Annotated in this window: 1 protein-coding gene (only partly in view); it reads right to left on the reverse strand. The window is 69.1% G+C overall.

What is annotated here, in order from left to right; translation table 11 throughout:
* Positions 1–19,643, reverse strand: partial view of a non-ribosomal peptide synthase/polyketide synthase gene (locus P2Q00_RS17255; RefSeq protein ID WP_275773425.1) — the 5' portion only. 11,440 nt of this gene lie to the left of the window's left edge; only the first 19,643 of its 31,083 coding nucleotides appear in the window; its start codon is at positions 19,641–19,643; its stop codon lies beyond the left edge, outside the window.
* Between the last annotated feature and the right edge of the window lie 52 nt (positions 19,644–19,695).

The raw sequence follows: 19,695 nt of genomic DNA on the forward strand, positions 1-19,695 counted from the left end.
GTGAGCCGCCAGGCCCCGTCCTCCTCCACGTGCGCGGAGATGCGCAGCAGCGGTGCGCTCGCCAGGTCGAAGCCGGCCGCCCACTCCTGCTCGGCGTAGGAACGCCGGGCGCGGTCGAGTTCCTCGGCATCCAGCCCACGCCAGTCATGCATCGTGACCGGCACATCGGCCGTCGCGTGCACCAGCTGCAGCGGCTGCGAGTAGCCGCTCAGATGCATCGACGTCCGCAGCATGTCGTGACGCCCGACCACGACCTCCACGACCTGGCACAGCGCCGGCAGGGAGAACTCGGCCCCGTCGGGAATCCGGAAGGAGTTGATGTTGTGGTAGAGGTTTCCGCCCGCTGATCCGGCGGCGAGCATCTCGACGAGCATGCCGGTCTGGAGCTGCGACAACGGGTAGGCGTCCACGACGTCCTCGGGCAGCGCGGCCCGGTCCTGCTCGCCGATCAGCGCGAACGGCTCGACCGCCGCGATCAGCGACTCACCCGCCGTCTGCCCCGACAACCGGCCCGCAAGCTCCGCGATGCTGCGGAACTCGAAGACATCGCGCACCGACACCTCGTAGCCCGCCGCGCGCAGTGCACCGACCAGGCGCACGGCCCGGATCGAGTCGCCGCCGAGGTCGAAGAAGCTGTCCTCGACACCGACCTGACGGGCATCGAGCACCTCCGCCCAGATGGCGGCCAGCCGCTCCTCGAGCGGGGTACGCGGCGCCACGTACCGGCCGGCCGAGAACGCGCTCGCGTCGGGGGCCGGCAGCGCACGGTGATCCAGCTTGCCGTTACTGGTCAGCGGGATCGCGTCCAGCGTCACATAGGCGACCGGAACCATGTAGTCCGGCAGGCCGGTGATCAGGTGCGTGCGGATCTGCTCCGCGTCGACGGCTCCGTCGGGTACGTCGGGTACGACGGGTACGACGTAGGCGATGAGGGACTTGTCCCCCGCCTCGTCCGCACGGGCGACCACCACGGCGTCCCGCACGGCGTGGTGGGTGCGCAGCGCGGCCTCGATCTCGCCCAGCTCGATGCGATAACCGCGGACCTTGACCTGGCTGTCGACCCGGCCGAGGAAGTCCAGCGAACCGTCCGGCAGACGCCGCGCCAGGTCACCGGTGCGGTACAGCCGCCCTCCGGCGGGGCCGAAGGGGTCGGGGACGAACCGCTCGGCCGTCAGTCCCGCACGGCCGAGGTAGCCGCGCGCGAGGCTCGGTCCGCCCACGTGGATCTCACCCGGAACGCCGACCGGCACCAGTCGGCCGACCGCGTCCAGGAGGTGCATCCGCAGGTCGCGCAGGGGCTCGCCGATGTTGCTCCGTCCGGGGCGGCCGAAGTCCTCGGTGGTGAGGCGACGGTATGCGGCGTGCATGGTCGTCTCGGTCGGCCCGTACAGGTTCAGCAGTGCGGGCCGGTCGAGGCCCAGGCGCTCCACCCACGGCTGCAGCTCGGAGAGTTCGACCTTCTCGCCGCCGAAGCACACCAGCCGCAGGTCCAGCCGGTCGAAGCGCGGGTCGCCGTCGCCGGCCATGGCGGCCAGGGCCCGGAAGGCCGTCGGGGTCTGCAGCAGCACCGTGACGCCCTCCTCGACCAGCAGGTCCAGGAAGTCACGGGGGGAGCGGCTGATCTCGGTCGGGACGACCACCAGTCGGCCGCCGTGCAGCAGAGCGCCCCACATCTCCCAGACCGACACGTCGAACGCATAGGAGTGGGACTGGGTCACCACGTCGGAGCCGGAGAATCCGAGCTGGTCGCCGGTGGCGGTGAAGTGACGCAGCACGTTGGCGTGGGTCAGGCTCACGCCCTTGGGCCTGCCCGTCGATCCCGAGGTGTAGATGACGTAGACCTGGCTGTCCGGCCCGCTGGTCTCCACCGGGTCGCCGGCCGGGCGGGCCGCTATCGCCGCCGCGTCCCGCTCGCCGTCGACGACCACCAGCTCGCCGTCGAAGTACCCGGCCACCCGGTCCACGAGATCGGAGTGGGTCACCACGATCGGCGCGGCGGCGTCATCGACGATGTACGCCAGCCGGTCGTCCGGGTTCACCGGGTCGAGCGGCACATATGCGGCACCGGACTTGAGGATGCCGAGGAGCGTCGGCACCAGATCGATGCCGCGGTCGAGCGAGACACCGACCAGCGTCTCCGGGCCGGCCCCCAGCGCCCGAAGGTGGTGGGCGAGCCGGTTGGCCCGCTCGTTCACCTCCGCGTAAGTCAGTGCACGGTCACCGCACACCAGCGCGACGCTGTCCGGCGTCCGGGCCGCCTGCCGGGAGAACACCCCGTGGACGCTGTCCTCGACCGGGAATTCGGTCGTGGCGTTCCACTCCTTGGTCAGCCGCTCGAACTCGGTGTCCGGGAGGCATGCCGCGGACGCGTCTCCCGCGGGATCGGCGGCCATGGCCTCCAGCACGGAGCGGTACATCGAGGCGAGGCGCGCCAGGTTCGCCCGGCTGATCACGTCGGTCGACGTGCCGAGGTTGATGTGGCCGCCGCGCGCCACCGCGCTGAGGGCGAACTCGTTCGGGGAGGAGTTCAGCGTGGCGTCGACGTCCACGTCGTCCTCGTCGACCTGGTGGAAGTTCTGGTGCTCGAACAGCACCGAGAGCAGCCGCTCGCCTTCACCCAGGTCCCGCTGGATGGCGGGGAGCGGGTAGCGGCGGTGCGTCCAGATCTCGGCTTCCTGCGCGTACACCTGCTCCACCAGCCGACGCCACGTGCCCGTGGGACGTACCGCCGGGAACGGGAGGGAGTTGAGGTGCATGCCGAGCACGCGCTCGGCGTCCGGGGCCTCCAGACGGCCGTGGTAGACCACGCCGGTGTGGAAAGCGTCCTCGGGCGTGAGCGTGCTCAGCACCTTCAGATGCGCCGCCAGCAGCACACTCTTCAACGACGCCTTCGCCTGACCGGCCAACCGCCGCAGCCCCTCCTCCACATCGTGGTAGGGGACGTACTGCCGGTGGTATTCGGCGGCGGTGCCGCACTCGTCGGCCCAGGTGTCCGGAAGCCGGAGCGGTGCGTGCCCGGCCACGACGTCCTGCCAGAACGCGCGGTCCTCGGGATCGGCCAGCGACGTCAGCTCGGCGGCGACGAAGTCCGCGTAGCGCACGGCGAGGGGCTCGACGGCAGCCGGCTCCTGTCCGTCGCGGATCTGCCGATAGCAGGTCTGGATCTCCATCAGCATGGAGTGGTAGCTCCAGCCCTCGGTGATCGCGTGGCAGTGGCTGATGGTGAGCCGCCAGGCTCCCTCTTCTTCGAGCTGCACGGAGAGCCGCATCAGCGGTGCGGTGGCCAGGTCGAAGCCGGCCGCCCACTCCTGCTCGGCGTAGGAACGCCGGGCGCGGTCGAGTTCCTCGGCGTCCAGCCCACGCCAGTCATGCATCGTGACCGGCACATCGGCCGTGGCGTGCACCAGTTGCAGCGGCTGCGAGTAGCCGCTCAGATGCATCGACGTCCGCAGCATGTCGTGACGCTGCACCACGATCTCCACGGCCCGGCGCAGCGCCGGCAGGGAGAACTCGGCCTCGTCGGGAATCCGGAACGACGTGAGGTTGTGGTAGGTGTGCAGCTCACCGGCCTTGAGCATCTCGACGAGCATGCCGGTCTGGAGCTGGGACAGCGGGTAGGCGTCCACGACGCCCTCGGGCAGCGCGGCCCGGTCCTCGTCACTGATCAGCGCGAACGGCTCGACCGCCGCGATCAGCGACTCACCCGCCGTCTGCCCCGAGAGCCGGCCCGCGAGCTCCGCGATGCTGCGGTACTCGAACACATCGCGCACCGACACCTCGTAGCCGGCCGCCCGCATCCCGCCGACCAGGCGCACGGCACGGATGGAGTCGCCGCCGAGGTCGAAGAAGCTGTCCTCGATACTCACCCGCTCAAGGCCGAGGACTTCCGCCCAGATCGCGGCGAGACGTTCCTCCACGGGAGTGCGGGGGGCCACGTACCGGCTCGCCGAGAACGCGGTGGCGTCCGGGGCCGGGAGGGCGCGGTGATCCAGCTTGCCGTTCGGCGTCAGCGGGATCGCGTCCAGCGGCACATAGGCAGCGGGGATCATGTAGTCCGGCAGGCTCGCGCCGAGGTGGACGCGTAGTCCCTCCGCCTCCACGCCCAGAGCGGTGACCACATAGGCCACCAGGGACTTCTCGCCGCCCTGGCCCTCCCGGGCGACCACCACCGCGTCGTCGACGGCCGGGTGATCACGCAGCGCGGCCTCGATCTCACCGAGCTCGATCCGGTAACCACGGACCTTGACCTGCTTGTCGATACGCCCCAGGAAATCCAGCGAACCATCCGCCAGACGCCGCGCCTGGTCACCACTGCGATACATCCGCGCACCCGCCGGACCGAACGGATCCGGCACGAACCGCTCCGCCGTCAACGAAGGCCGCTCCAAATACCCCCGCGCAACAGCCGGACCACCCACATACATCTCACCCGGCACACCCACCGGCACCAGCCGGCCCTGCCCATCCAGCAGATGAATCGCCGTGTCCGACAGCGCCACACCCACCGGATTACGATCCGACCGGCCAACATCCGCCTCGGTCACCCGATGAAACGTCGAGTGCACCGTCGTCTCGGTGATGCCGTACATGTTCACCAGCGCCGGACGCTCATACCCCATCACGTCCGTCCAAGGCCGCAACTCACTCAGCTCAAGCCGCTCACCCGCGAAAACCACCGCACGCAGGGCCAGCTCCCCGACCCGCGGATCACCCGCACCCGCCAGAGCCGACAACGAACGGAACGCCGACGGCGTCTGACACAACACCGTCGCCCCCGACCCCACCAGCACATCCAGGAACTCCTCCGGCGAACGCGTCACCGCCGCAGGCACCACCACCAGCCGCCCACCATGCAGCAACGCACCCCACATCTCCCACACCGACACATCGAACGCATACGAGTGGAACAACGGCCACACATCACGCTCGCCAAACCCGTAATGCTCCTGCGCACTGGCGAACAGCCGCAGCACATTGGCATGCGTCAGGCTCACGCCCTTCGGCTTACCCGTCGAACCAGACGTGTAGATCACGTAGATGAGATGCTCCGAACCACCCACCGGAACCGGGTCGGTGGCCGGCCGGGCCGCGATGACGGCGGCATCCCGCTCACCGTCGATGACCACCAGGTCGCCGTCGAAGAAACCGCCCACACGGTCGGCGAGGCTCGTCTGGGTGATCACGACCAGGGCGCCCGCATCCCCAGCGATATGCGCCAGCCGCTCGTCCGGGTTCACCGGGTCGAGCGGCAGATACGCCGCCCCGGACTTCAGCACGCCCAACAGCGTCGGGATCAGCTCAAGGCCCCGCTCCAGCGAGACTCCGACCAAGACCTCCGGACCCGCACCCAGCTCACGCAGATGATGCGCCAGACGATTCGCCCGCTCGTTCACCTCCCGATAGGTCAGCGAACGCTCCCCGCACATGACCGCGACGCTCTCCGGGGTCCGGGCCGCCTGCGCCGCGAACACCTCGTGGACACAGGCGTCGACCGGGAACTCCTCCGTGGCGTTCCACTCGTCGAGCAGACGGTCGAGCTCGCCCTGCGGAAGGCACGCCGCGGACGCGTCCCCCGTGGGGTCCGTGGCCATGGCCGCCAGCACCGCGCGGTACATGGAGGCGAGGCGCTCCAGGTCGGCGCGGCTCATCACGGCTGTCGTCGTACCGAGGTTGAGCATCCCGCCCGCGGCGATGACGCTGAGGGCGAACTCGTTGCCGCCGGCGTTCTCCGTCGACGCCACGTCCACGGTGTCTGCGTCGACCTGGTGGAAGTTCTGGTGGTCGAACATCGTGGTGATCAGGCGCTGGTTGCTGCCTGCGTCCCGCTGGATGGCGGGCAGCGGGTAGCGGCGGTGCTCCCAGATCTCGGCTTCCTGCGCGTACACCTGCTCGACCAGCCGGCGCCACGTGCCGGCCGGACGGACCGCCGGGAACGGCACGGTGTTCAGGTGCATGCCCAGCACGCGCTCGGCGTCGGGGACCTCCAAGCGGCCGTGGTAGACCACACCCGTGTGGAACGCGTCCTCGGGCGTGAGCGTGCTCAGCACCTTCAGATGCGCCGCCAACAGCACACTCTTCAACGACGCCTTCGCCTGACCGGCCAACCGCCGCAGCCCCTCCTCCCAGTCACCGAAGGGGACTTGGAGCCAGTACCGCTCCTCCGCCTTGCCGTTGTCGTCGGCCCAGGTGGCGGGGAGGTGCAGCGGGGCGTGTCCGGCCACGACGTCCTGCCAGAACGCGCGGTCCACCGGATCGCCGAGCGATGTCAGCTCGGCGGCCACGTAGTCGGCGTAGCGCACCGACGGCGCCTGGTGGGCGGGCAGTTCACGACCGTCGCGGAGATGCCGGTAGCACTCCACGATCTCCATCATCAGGGTGTTGAGGGTCCAGCCTTCGGTGACCGCGTGGGAGTGGCTGATGGTGAGGCGCCACGCCTCGTCCTCTTCGAGGTGCGCGCAGAACCGCATCAACGGAGCGATGGCCAGGTCGAATCCGGTGGCCCACTCCGCATCGGTGTACTCGCGGCGCAGGCGCTCGAGCTCCCCGGCGTCGTGTCCACGCCAGTCGTACACGGCGACCGGGAGCGCGACCGTGGCGTGGACCAGCTGCAGCGGCTGCGCGTAGCCGCTCAGGTGCATCGACGTCCGCAGGATGTCGTGGCGCCGGGCCACGGTGTCCACGGCCTCCTGCAGAGCCGGCAGGGAGAATCCGCGCTCGTCGGGAATCCGGAAGGAGTTGATGTTGTGGTAGACGTTCCTGGCCGTGTCGCGGGTGGCCAGCATCTCGACGAGCATGCCGGTCTGAATTTGCGACAACGGGTAGGCGTCCACGACGTCCTCGGGCAGCGCGGCCCGGTCCTCGGCGCTGATCAGCGCAAACGGCTCGACGGCCGCGATCAGCGACTCACCCGCCGTCTGCCCCGACAACCGGCCCGCAAGCTCCGCGACACTCCGGTGTTCGAGCACGTCACGCACCGACACCTCATAGCCGGCCGCACGCAGCGCACCGACCAGGCGGACGGCACGGATGGAGTCGCCGCCGAGGTCGAAGAAGCCGTCCTCGACACCGACCTGCTCCAGCCCCAGGACGTCCGACCAGATCGCGGTCAGCCGCTCCTCCACCGGGGTGCGGGGGGCCACGTACCGGCTCACCGAGAACGCGGCGACGTCCGGTGCGGGCAGGGCCCGGTAGCCGACCTTGCCGTTCGCGGTCAGCGGGATGGCGGCCAGCTCCACGTAGGCGACCGGGACCATGTAGTCGGGCAGGCTCGCGCCGAGATGCGCGCGCAGCTGGGGCACGTCCAGCTCGTGGCCCTCGGGCACCACATAGGCGACGAGTGCCTTGTCGCCGCCGTCCGCCTCGCGGGCGACCACCGCGGCGTCCCGGACGGACGGGTGGCCGCGCAGTGCGGCCTCGATCTCGCCGAGCTCGATCCGGTAGCCGCGGACCTTGACCTGGTTGTCGATACGGCCGAGGAAGTCCAGCGAGCCGTCGGCGAGCCGTCGGGCCTGGTCACCGCTGCGGTAGAGCCGTGAACCGGCCGGACCGAACGGGTCCGGTACGAATCGCTCCGCCGTCAGCGACGGACGGTTCAGGTAGCCCCGGGCGAGGCCGGTGCCGCCTATGTAGACCTCTCCGGCCACTCCGGCCGGAGCGAGCCGGAGGTCCTCGGTAAGGACGTACATCGTGCTGTTGGGGATGGGGTCACCGAGCGGGATGAGCTCGTTCTCCGGCAGCCGGTCGATCGGCTGTCCGGAGTTGCCGATGGTGATCTCGGTGGGCCCGTACTCCGAGCCCACCCGGGTGCCCTCGTCCCCCGCCAGGGCGCGCCAGCGGGCGGCCAGCGCGGTGGGGAAGGTGTCGCCGGCGGCGATCACCAGCCCGGCCACGTCGCGGGCCTGCTGCGGGGTGAGCTGGTGGGTGAGCAGGTCCAGATGCCCGGGGGTGAGTTTGATGAAGCTGAACGGGCCCGCGGCGGCGAGTGCGGCGCCGAGCTCGGCGGTGTCCAGGTCCATGGGCATCAGGTGGACGGGCTGCCCGGTGATCAGCGGTGTGAAGAGGTTGGGTATGCCGAGGTCGAAGGAGATCGACGAGAAGAGCGGCGCGCCCGTCGTGCCGTGCGCGGCGTAGGCCTGGACCGTCCACCGGAGGTAGTTGGCCAGACCGTCATGGTGCACCATGACGCCCTTGGGACGTCCGGTGGACCCGGACGTGTAGATCACGTAGGCGAGTTGCTGCGGATCGATGGACCGCTCGACCGGCGTGACGGCCTGCTGGTCGATCAGCGACCGGTCCCGGTCCAGCACGACGAAGGTCCCGCTGTGGACGTCGCCCAGCACGGGCATCAGGTCCGCCGTCGTGACGACGATCGAGGCGCGCGTGTCGTCGAGCATGTAGCCCAACCGCTCGGCCGGGATGGCGGGATCGAGCGGCAGATAGGCGGCTCCGGTCTTCCAGACACCCAACAGGGCGGGTACCAGGTGGAGGTCGCGGTGCAGCCCCACACCGACCAGGGTGTCCGGGCCGGCGCCGAGCGCCCGCAGGTGGTGGGCGATCCGGTTGGCTCGTTCGTCGATCTCGGCGAAGGTGAGCCGGTGCTCACCGACCACCACGGCGACCGCGTCCGGGGTGGCGGCTGCCTGCCTTTCGACCAGGTCGACCGTGGTTCCGACGGGCCACGCCACGGTGTCGGCGGTACCCCACGCGGCAAGCAGCTCGCGCTCGCCCTGCGGAAGGCAGGTCACTGACGCGTCCCCCGCGGCGTCGGCGGCCATCGCCTCCAGCACCGCGCGGTACATCGCGCCGAGGCGTTCGAGGTTGGTCCGGGTGAGCGCTGCCGTCGTCGTGACCAGCTTGACCGTGCCGCCGGTGACGATGACGTTGAGCGCGAACTCGTTGCCGCCGGCGTTCTCCGTCGCGCCGGTGTCCACCACTTCGCCGTCGACCTGGTGGAAGTCCTGATGGTCGAAGAGCGTGGTGATCAGGCGCTGACCGGTGCCGGAGTCCCGCTGGATCGCCGGGAGCGGATAGCGGCGGTGCTCCCAGATCTCGGCTTCCTGCGCGTAGACCCGCTCCACCAGGTCGCGCCATGTCCCGGCCGGCCGAGTGCCGGGGAAGGGCACGGTGTTGAGGTGCATGCCCAGCACGCGCTCGGCTCCGGGTGCCTCCAGACGGCCGTGGAACACCACGCCGGTGTGGAACGCCGCGTCGGAGGTGAGGGTGCTCAGCACCTTCAGGTGCGCCGCCAGCAGCACGCTCTTCAGCGACGCCTTCGCCTGACCGGCCAGCCGCCGCAGGCCCTCCTCCACATCGTGGTACGGCACGGCGAGGCGCTGGAATTCCGTGGCCGCACCGTTCTCGTCCGCCCAGGTGTCGGGCACCCGCACCGGAGTGTGGCCGGCCAGAACGAGCTGCCAGTACGACCGGTGCTCGGAATCGTCCAGCGCGTCGAGTTCGGCAGCGATGAAGTCGGCGTAGCGGACCGATGGTGCCTCGTAGGCGGGCAGCTCACGACCGTCGCGGAGATGGCCGTAGCACTCGACGATCTCCATCATCAGGGAGTTGATGGTCCAGCCTTCGGTGACCGCGTGCGAATGGCTGATGGTCAGTCGCCAGGCTCCCTCCTCCTCCAGCTGCGCGGCGATGCGCACCAGCGGAGCCGAGCCCAGGTCGAACCCGAGAGCCCATTCCCTGTCGGCGAACGCCCGGAGTGCCTCGCGCTGTTCGTCGGCGCTCGTGCCGCGCCAGTCGTGCACCGTGACCGGCACCTCGGCCGTGGCGTGCACCAGCTGCAGCGGCTGCGCATAGCTGCTGAGGTGCATCGACGTGCGCAGGATGTCATGGCGCCGGACGACGGTCTCCACGGCCTCGGTCAGGACCGGCAGGGAGAACTCGTTGTCATCCGGGATCCGGAACGAGTTGATGTTGTGATAGAGGTTCCCGCCCGCCTCGCCGGCGGCCAGCATCTCGACGAGCATGCCGGTCTGGATCTGCGACAACGGGTAGGCGTCGACCACGTCCTCGGGCAGCGCGGCCCGGTCCTCGTCACTGATCAGCGCGAACGGCTCGACCGCGGCGATCAGCGACTCACCCGCCGTCTGCCCCGACAACCGACCCGCAAGCTCCGCGACACTCCGGAACTCGAACACGTCACGCACCGACACCTCATAGCCGGCCGCACGCAGCGCACCGACCAGCTGAACGGCCCGGATGGAGTCGCCGCCCACGTCGAAGAAGCTGTCCTCGACACTCACGCGCTCCGTTTCCAGGAGCTCGGACCAGACGGCGGCCAGCCGCTCCTCCAGCGGAGTACGGGGGGCGATGTGCCGGGCTCCGGCAAACGCGGTGACATCCGGTGCGGGCAGGGCCCGGTGGTCGACCTTGCCGCTGTTGGTCAACGGGACCCGGTCGATGGCCACGAACGCCGCCGGAACCATGTACTCCGGCAGCGTGGTCCCGAGGTGACGCCGCAGGTCAGCGGTGTCGATCGCGTCGTCGGCGACCACGTAGGCGACCAGGGTCTTGTCGCCCGCCTGGTCCTCACGGGCGGAGACCACGGTGTCCCGCACCGCGTCATGGGCCCGCAGGACGGTCTCGATCTCGCCCAGCTCGATACGGTAGCCGCGGATCTTGACCTGGCTGTCGATGCGGCCGAGGTAGTCCAGCTCACCGTCCGCCGACCGCTGTACCAGGTCACCGGTGCGATACAGCCGTCCGCCCGCGGGGCCGAACGGGCTCGGCACGAACCGCTCCGCCGTCAGATCGGCACGGCCCATGTAGCCGCGTGCCAGACCGGCACCGCCGATGAACAGCTCACCGCTGACGCCGTCGGCCACCGGCCGGCCGTTGGAGTCGAGCACGTACAGGTCGGTGTTGGCCAGGGGCCCCCCGATCGAGACGGACTCGGTCTCCTCCGGTACCTCCCAGAACGTCGACCAGATCGTGGTCTCCGTCGGGCCGTACACATTCACCAGACGCTGGGTCTTCTCACGGAGCTCACGCGCCAGCTCCGGCGAGCACGCCTCGCCACCCACCAGCGCCGTCACGGCATAGTTGTCGAAGCCGGCGGCGAGCAACAGCCGCCAGCCGGACGGAGTCAGCTGCGCATGCGTGACCCGGTTCCTGCCGATGAGCTCGATCAGTGCCTCGGCGTCCTTGACCTGGTCAGCCGAGGCCATGACCACACGCCCGCCGGTGACCAGCGGCAGGAACAGCTCCAGACCGGAAATGTCGAACGAGATCGACGTCGACGCCAGCCAGGCGCTGCCACGGTTGATGCCTATGTCGTCCCGGACGGACATCAGCAGGTTGTGCAGGGCCTGGTGCGGGATCATCACACCCTTCGGCCGACCCGTCGAACCCGACGTGTACAGCACATACGCCAGCTCACCAGCACCCGGCCGCACGCCCAACGACCCGGCCGACTCCGCAGCGATCACCGCGGCATCCGCATCCAGCAACACCCGATGACCGTCGAAGCCGTCCGCGGCCACAGTCGACTCGGTGACCAGGACCGACACCCCGGCATCACTGAGCATGTAGCCGCGACGTTCTTCCGGCAGCCCCGGATCCACCGGCACATACCCGGCACCGGCCTTCCACACCGCCAGCATCGCCACCAGCACACCCGGACCACGGTCCAGGCACACACCCACCACCGAACCAGCACCCACACCCAGCCCACGCAGATGATGCGCCAGCCGGTTCGACCGCTCCTCCAACTCCCCGAACGTCACCCGCTCATCACCGAACACCACAGCAACGGATTTGGGAGCCGACGCCGCCTGAGCCTCGAACAGCTCAAGGGTCAGCGCCTCGTTGGTCGATTCGGTCTGCAGGCGGGACACGGGGGTCTTCTCCACTTCAGGTAGGTAGGCGGCGGTGGCGTCGCCCGCCGGATCGTCAGCCATGGCTTCGAGCACGAGCCGGTACATGGAGGCGAGCCGCTCGGCCGTGGCCGGGCTCAACGCGTCGGCGTTCGCCTTGATCACCAGCGTGTGGCCGTTCACGATGACGTTCACCGCGAACTCATTGGCGCCGGTGCCGAGGCCGGCTCCGACATCGACCGCGTCGGTGTCCACCTGGTGGAAATCCAAGTGGTCGAACATCACCGAGATGAGCCGACCGTCGCCCTTGGCGGAGCGCTGGATGGCGGGGAGCGGGTAACGGCGGTGCTCCCAGATCTCCGTCTCTCGTGCGTAGACCTTCTTGACCAGTTGCTGCCAGGTCCCGGTCGGACGGGATACCGGGAACGGCAGCGTGTTGAGGTGCATGCCCAGGACGCGGTCGGCTCCCGGAGCTTCCAGCCGACCGTGGAACACCACACCCAGAAGGAACGCGTCCTCGTTCGTGAGCGAGCTCATCACCTTCGCATGGGCGGCGAGCAGCACGCTCTTGAAAGACGTGCCCGCTTCCTTCGCCAAGCCCCGCAGCGCAGGTTCGAGTTCGTGGAAATCGAGCTCGATCCGCAGGGGGTCTCCGGTGCCGTTCCGAACGCCCCACCCCGCGGGCATGGCGAACGGGACATGCTCCTGGACCACACCTGTCCAGAAGGCCTGGTCCGCCCCGTGGGAAACGGAGTCCATCTCGGCGGCGATGAAGTCGGCGTAACGGACCGAGGGCGCCTCATAGGCAGGCACCTCATGCCGGTCGCGGAGTGCCCGGTAGGCGGCCAGGACCTCCATCAGCAGGGAGTTGACCGCCCAGCCCTCGGCGATCGCGTGGTTGTAGCAGAAGATCAGCCGCCAGGCCTCTTCCGATTCGACGTGCACCGCAACCCGCATCAGAGGCGCGATGGTCAGTTCGAGCTGCTCGGCACCGGCCGCGTCGGCGAACTCGCGCAGCGCGGCGATCTGCCGTTCGGCGGTCAGCGCGCTCAAGTCCTGTATGGACAGGGGAATTTCCGCCTCGGCATGCACCAGCTGCAGGGGCCGCGAGTACCCGCTCAGGTGCATCGAGGTACGCAGGACGTCATGGCGGCCCGCCACCACGTTCAGTGCCTCCCGCAAGGCCTCGGCCGAGAAGGGCCGCGCATCCGGGATGCGGAACGAGTTGACGTTGAGGTAGAGGTTCCCGCCCGCCTCGCCGGCGGCCAGCATCTCGACGAGCATGCCGGTCTGGATCTGCGACAACGGGTAGGCGTCGACCACGTCTTCGGGCAGCGCGGCCCGGTCCTGCTCGCTGATCAGCGCGAACGGCTCTACGGCCGCGATCAGCGACTCACCCGCCGTCTGTCCCGACAACCGGCCCGCAAGCTCCGCGATGCTCCGGTGCTCGAACACGTCACGGATCGAGGCCTCGTAGCCGGCGGCGCGCAGCGCTCCGACCAGGCGTACGGCTCGGATGGAGTCGCCGCCGAGGTCGAAGAAGCTGTCGTCGACACTCACTTGCTCCAGGCCGAGGACCTCCGCCCAGATCACGGCCAGCCGCTCCTCCAGCGGGGTGCGGGGCGCCACGTAATGCCGGCGCGCCGAGAACATCTCCGCCTCCGGCGCGGGGAGAGCGCGGTGGTCGACCTTTCCGCTGTTGGTCAACGGGATCCGGTCGATGGCCACGAACGCCGCCGGGACCATGTACTCCGGCAGCGTGGTCCCGAGGTGACGCCGCAGGTCGGCCGTGTCGATCGCGTCGTCGGCGACCACGTAGGCGACCAGGGTCTTGTCGCCCACGTGGTCCTCACGGGCGGAGACCACGGTGTCCCGCACCGCCGCGTGGGCCCGCAGGACGGTCTCGATCTCACCCAGCTCGATCCGGTAACCACGCACCTTCACCTGGGAGTCGATGCGACCGAGGTAGTCCAGCGAGCCGTCCTGCAGGCGCTGTACCAGGTCGCCGGTGCGATACAGCCGGGAACCGGCCGGGCCGAACGGATCGGGGACGAACCGCTCCGCCGTCAGATCGGCACGCCCCATATAGCCGCGCGCCAGACCGGCACCGCCGATGAACAGCTCACCGCTGACGCCGTCGGCCACCGGCCGGCCGTTGGAGTCGAGCACGTACAGGTCGGTGTTGGCCAGCGGCCCCCCGATCGAGACCGACTCGGTCTCCTCGGGCACCTCCCAGAACGTCGACCAGATCGTGGTCTCCGTCGGACCGTACACATTCACCAGACGCCGGGTCCGAGCCCGCAGCTCACCCGCCAGCTCCGGCGAACACGCCTCGCCACCCACCAACGCCGTCACCGCGTCATCCGCGAACCCGGCCGCGAGCAACAACCGCCAACCCGACGGCGTCAACTGCACATGCGTGACCTCATTCGCACCGATCAGCGATACGAGCGCCTCGGCGTCCTTGACCTCGCCAGCCGACGCAATGACCAGACGTCCGCCGCTGATCAGCGGCAGGAACAGCTCCAGCCCCGAAATGTCGAACGAGATCGACGTCGACGCCAGCCACACACTCCCGGCATCACTACCGGCGACACCCGCCATCGACATCAGCAGGTTCACCAGCGCCCGGTGCGGGATCATCACACCCTTCGGCCGGCCCGTCGACCCCGACGTGTACAGCACATACGCCAGCTCACCAGCACCCGGCCGCACACCCAACGACCCGGCCGACTCACCGGCAATCGCCTCAGCGTCCGCATCCAGCAGCACCCGATGGCCGTCGAACTCCGCAGCCCCCACGCCGGATTCAGTGACCAGGACCGACACTCCGGCATCCGTGAGCATGTAGGCACGGCGCTCACCCGGCAGCCCGGGATCCACCGGCACATACCCCGCACCGGCCTTCCACACCGCCAGCATCGCCACCAGCACACCCGGACCACGATCCAGGCACACACCCACCACCGAACCAGCACCCACACCCAGCCCACGCAGATGATGCGCCAGCCGGTTCGCACGCCCCTCCAACTCCCCGAACGTCACACACTCATCGCCACACACCACAGCAGGCGACCCCGGCGCCGACGCCGCCCGAGCCTCGAACAACTCCAGCGTGCTGCCACCCGACCACTCGACGACCTCACCCCGCGCACGGCCCCACGAACCCTCGGCAAGACACGCCACCGACGCATCTCCCTCAGCATCCGCAGCCATCGCCTCCAACACCGACCGATACATCGACGCAAGGCGCGTCACGGCGATCTGGTCGAGCGCCGACGTGGACGTTCCCAGGTGGAAGGCTCCGTCTGCGGCGACGACGCTGAGGGAGAACTCGTTGGCGGCGCCCTTCGTGTCCGCGCCGCTGTCGATGACGGGAGAATCGAGCTGGTCGAAGTTCTGGTGCTCGAACATCACCGAGAGCAGACGCCGGCCGCTGTCGGTCTCACGCTGGATGGCCGGGAGCGGATAGCGGCGGTGCGCCCAGATCTCCGCCTCCTGCGCGTACACCTGCTCCACCAGCCGACGCCACGTACCCGCCGGACGGACCGCCGGGAACGGAACCGTGTTCAAGTGCATACCCAGCACCCGATCGGCACCCGGAGCCTCCAGCCGACCGTGGAACACCACACCCGTATGGAACGCATCCTCACTCGTCAGCGAGCTCATCACCTTCAGATGAGCCGCCAACAGCACACTCTTGAGCGACGTGTTCGCCTTCAGCGCCAGCCCACGCAACCCGTCCTCGAGATCCGCGAACGGCACCTGCACACCATGACGCTCCGGCGCACCCTCCTCCGCCCCCGCCCACTCCGCGGGAAGCCGCAACGGAGCATGCTCCTCCACCACGCCCCGCCAGAACGACCGGTCGACCTCACTGCCCAGCGACTCCAGCTCCGCCGCGACGAAATCGGCGTAACGCACCGAAGGCGCTACGTACTCGGGCAGCTCACGACCGTCACGCAGGTGCTGATAGCACTCCACGACCTCGGTCAGCAGCACGCTGAGCGTCCAGCCCTCGGTGATCGCGTGGCAGTGGACGACGGTGAGCTGCCACGCACCGTCTTCGAGGTGGACGCGGAACCGCAGCAGCGGGGGGTTGGCCAGGTCGAAGAGGCCGGCCTGTTCCTCGGCGAGGTCCTCGCCCTTCCGACGTTCCCGTTCCTCGACTCCCAGGCCGCGCAAGTCCGCGACTGTCAAAGGGAGTTCAGCTGTGGCCTGGACGAGCTGGAGCGGCTGCGAGTAGCCGCTCAGGTGCATCGAGGTCCGCAGTGCCTCGTGACGGCTCGCCAGCGCATTCAGTGCCGCACGGAACGCATCCACCACGAAGGGCTGTTCGTCGTCGAAGCGAACGGAATTGACGTTGTGATAGGCAGCAAGCTTTTCGCCGGAGTCACGGCTGGCCAGCATTTCCACCAGCATGCCGGTCTGGAGCTGGGACAGCGGGTAGGCGTCCACGACGTCCTCGGGCAGCGCGGCCCGGTCCTCGGCACCGATCAGCGCGAACGGCTCGACCGCCGCGATCAGCGACTCACCCGCCGTCTGCCCCGACAACCGGCCCGCAAGCTCCGCGACACTCCGGAACTCGAACACATCGCGCACCGACACCTCATAGCCGCCGGCCCGGATCTCACCGACCAGGCGGACGGCACGGATGGAATCGCCGCCGAGGTCGAAGAAGCTGTCCTCGACACTCACCCGCTCCAGGCCGAGAACCTCCGACCAGATCGCGGCAAGACGTTCCTCCACGGGGGTGCGGGCAGCCACATACCGGCTGGCCGAGAACGCCGCCGCGTCCGGGGCCGGCAGGGCGCGGTGATCCAGCTTGCCGTTCGGCGTCAGCGGAATCGCATCCAGCGTGACGTATGCGGCCGGGACCATGTAGTCCGGCAGGCTCGCGCCGAGATGCACGCGCAGCTCCTCCGCCTGCACGGCGGTCTCCGCGATCACATACGCGACCAGCGACTTCTCGCCGTCCCGGCCCTCCCGGGCGACCACCACCGCATCCCGGACAGCCTCGTGGCCACGCAGCACGGCCTCGATCTCACCCAGCTCGATCCGGTAACCACGGACCTTGACCTGCTTGTCGATACGCCCCAGGAAATCCAGCGAACCATCCGCCAGACGCCGCGCCTGATCCCCACTGCGATACATCCGCGCACCCGCCCGACCGAACGGATCCGGCACAAACCGCTCCGCCGTCAACGACGGCCGCTCCAGATACCCCCGCGCAACAGCCGGACCACCCACATACATCTCACCCGCCACACCCACCGGCACCAGCCGGCCCTGCCCATCCAGCAGATGAATCGCCGTGTCCGACAGCGGCACACCCACCGGATTACGATCCGACCGGCCAACATCCGCCTCGGTCACCCGATGAAACGTCGAATGCACCGTCGTCTCGGTGATCCCGTACATGTTCACCAACGCCGGACGCTCATACCCCATCACGTCCGTCCAAGGCCGCAACTCACTCAGCTCAAGCCGCTCACCCGCGAAAACCACCGCACGCAGAGCCAGCTCCCCGACCCTCGGATCACCCGCACCCGCCAGAGCCGACAACGAACGGAACGCCGACGGCGTCTGACACAACACCGTCGCCCCCGACCCCACCAGCACATCCAGGAACTCCTCCGGCGAACGCGTCACCGCCGCAGGCACCACCACCAACCGCCCACCATGCAGCAACGCACCCCACATCTCCCACACCGACACATCGAACGCATACGAGTGGAACAACGGCCACACATCACCGTCACCGAAGCCATAGTGCTGCTGCGCACTCGCAAAAAGCCGCAGCACATTGGCATGCGTCAAACTCACGCCCTTCGGCTTACCGGTCGAGCCGGACGTGTAGATGACATAGATGAGATGGTCCGGACCTCCCAGCGCAACCGGGGCGGCGGCCGGCCGGGCCGCGATGGCCGCGGCATCCCGCTCACCATCGACCACCACCAGACCACCGCCGAAGAACCCTGCGACCCGCCCGGCCAGACTCTCCTGCGTCACCACCACAAGAGCGCCCGCATCCCCCGCGATATGCGCCAGCCGCTCATCCGGGTTCACCGGATCCAGCGGCAGATACGCCGCACCCGACTTGAGCACACCGAGAATCGTGGGGATCAGCTCGATGCCCCGCTCCAGCGAGATGCCGACCAAGACCTCCGGGCCGGCGCCCAGCTCACGCAGATGATGCGCCAGACGATTCGCCCGCTCATCCACCTCCCGATACGTCAGCGAACGCTCCCCGCACACCACCGCAACCCGATCCGGCACCCGAGCCGCCCGCCGCGCAAACACCTCATGAACACACTCACCCACCGGGAACTCGACGGTCGCATTCCACACGTCGAGCAGACGGTCGAGCTCGCCGTCCGACAGGAGATCCACCGTGGAGAGCCGTGCCTGCGGCGCGGCGGTGAGGCCGTCGAGCAGTCGGACGTAGTGGTCCGCCATGCGCTCGGCGGTCTCGCGTGCGAAGAGCGAGGTGGCGAAGATCAGCCGGGCGTTGAGCTCGCCCTCCCGGGCATCCTCCACGTCCAGTGTCAGATCGGACTTGACGATCGCGTCGCCCGTCACGGGCTCCACATCGAGGCCGGGCAGTTCCAGGCCCGCGCCCTGCCGCTCGCGCAGGATGAAGTCGGCCTGGTAGAGGGGGCTGCGGGACAGATCCCGTTCCGGCTGCAGTTCGTCGACCAGGCGGGCAAAGGGAACCGCCTGGTGTTCGAAGGCGTCCAGGATCGTGCCGCGTCCGGCGGCGAGCAGCTCGCTGAACGAGGGGTCACCGTTCCACGCGGCACGGGCGACCAGCACATTGATGCCGTAGCCGATGAGTCGCTGGAGCTCGGGGCGGTTGCGTCCGGAGACCGTGGTGCCCACGGGAATGTCCGTGGTCCCCGTGTACCGGGACAGCAGGATCTGGAAAGCGGTGAGAAGGACGACGAACCGGGTGACTCCGCTGTCCTTGGCCAGCTTTCCGATGCGCTCGGCCAGGTGGGCGGGAATGGCGAAGGCGATTCCTTCGCCACTGGGGTCGCGGAGCGCGGGCCGCGGATGGTCCGTGGGCAGTTCCAGTACGGGAAGATCTGCCAACTTCTCGCGCCAGTAGGCGAGTTCGGCCTCCAGCGTCTCGTCGGCGAGTTCCCTGCGCTGCCAGGCGGCGTAGTCCGCGTACTGGAGGGGAAGAGGTTCCAGCTCGGGCGTACGACCGGCGGTGTGCGCGGTGTACAGGCTGCTCAGCTCGTCGGCGAACACGCCCATCGACCAGGCGTCACAGGCGATGTGGTGGAAGGTCACCACCAGCATGTGGTCGGCGTGGTCCAGCTGGAACAGTTTGGCCCGCACCGGCCAGTCCCGGGCCAGGTCGAGGGGGACGGACGCCTCCTGCTCCGCCAGTTCCCGCGCACGCTCGGCGCGCCGGTCCGCGGGCACATCGGACAGGCCGACGACCGGAAGTTCCAGCCGCCGCGGCGCGTCCACCACCTGGACGGGTTCCTCGCCGGACAGGACGTACCTGGTGCGGAGGATCTCGTGCCGGGTGACGATGCCTTCCAGGGCAGCGCGCAGCGCCTCGGCGTCCAGCGGCCCCCGCAGCCGGGCCGCCAGCGGTACGAGGTATTCGGGGCTGTCGGGAGCCATCTGGTTGAGGAACCACATCTGCTGCTGCCCGAAGGACAGCCGCAGCGGCTGGTCGCGATCGGCCCTGGTCATCCGTGAGCGACGGGCTCCGCGGTCCCCGGACAACCAGCGCCGCAGCAGCTTCTCCCGCAGCTCGTTCCTGCCCTGTCCGTTGGACGGCTCGTCACCGGTGCTCATGCTTCCTCTTCCCCCAAGCGACTTTCTTCAGCAATCAGTTGTGCGCCGGACG

This window comes from Streptomyces coacervatus (assembly GCF_029223485.1).
Classification (GTDB): domain Bacteria; phylum Actinomycetota; class Actinomycetes; order Streptomycetales; family Streptomycetaceae; genus Streptomyces; species Streptomyces coacervatus.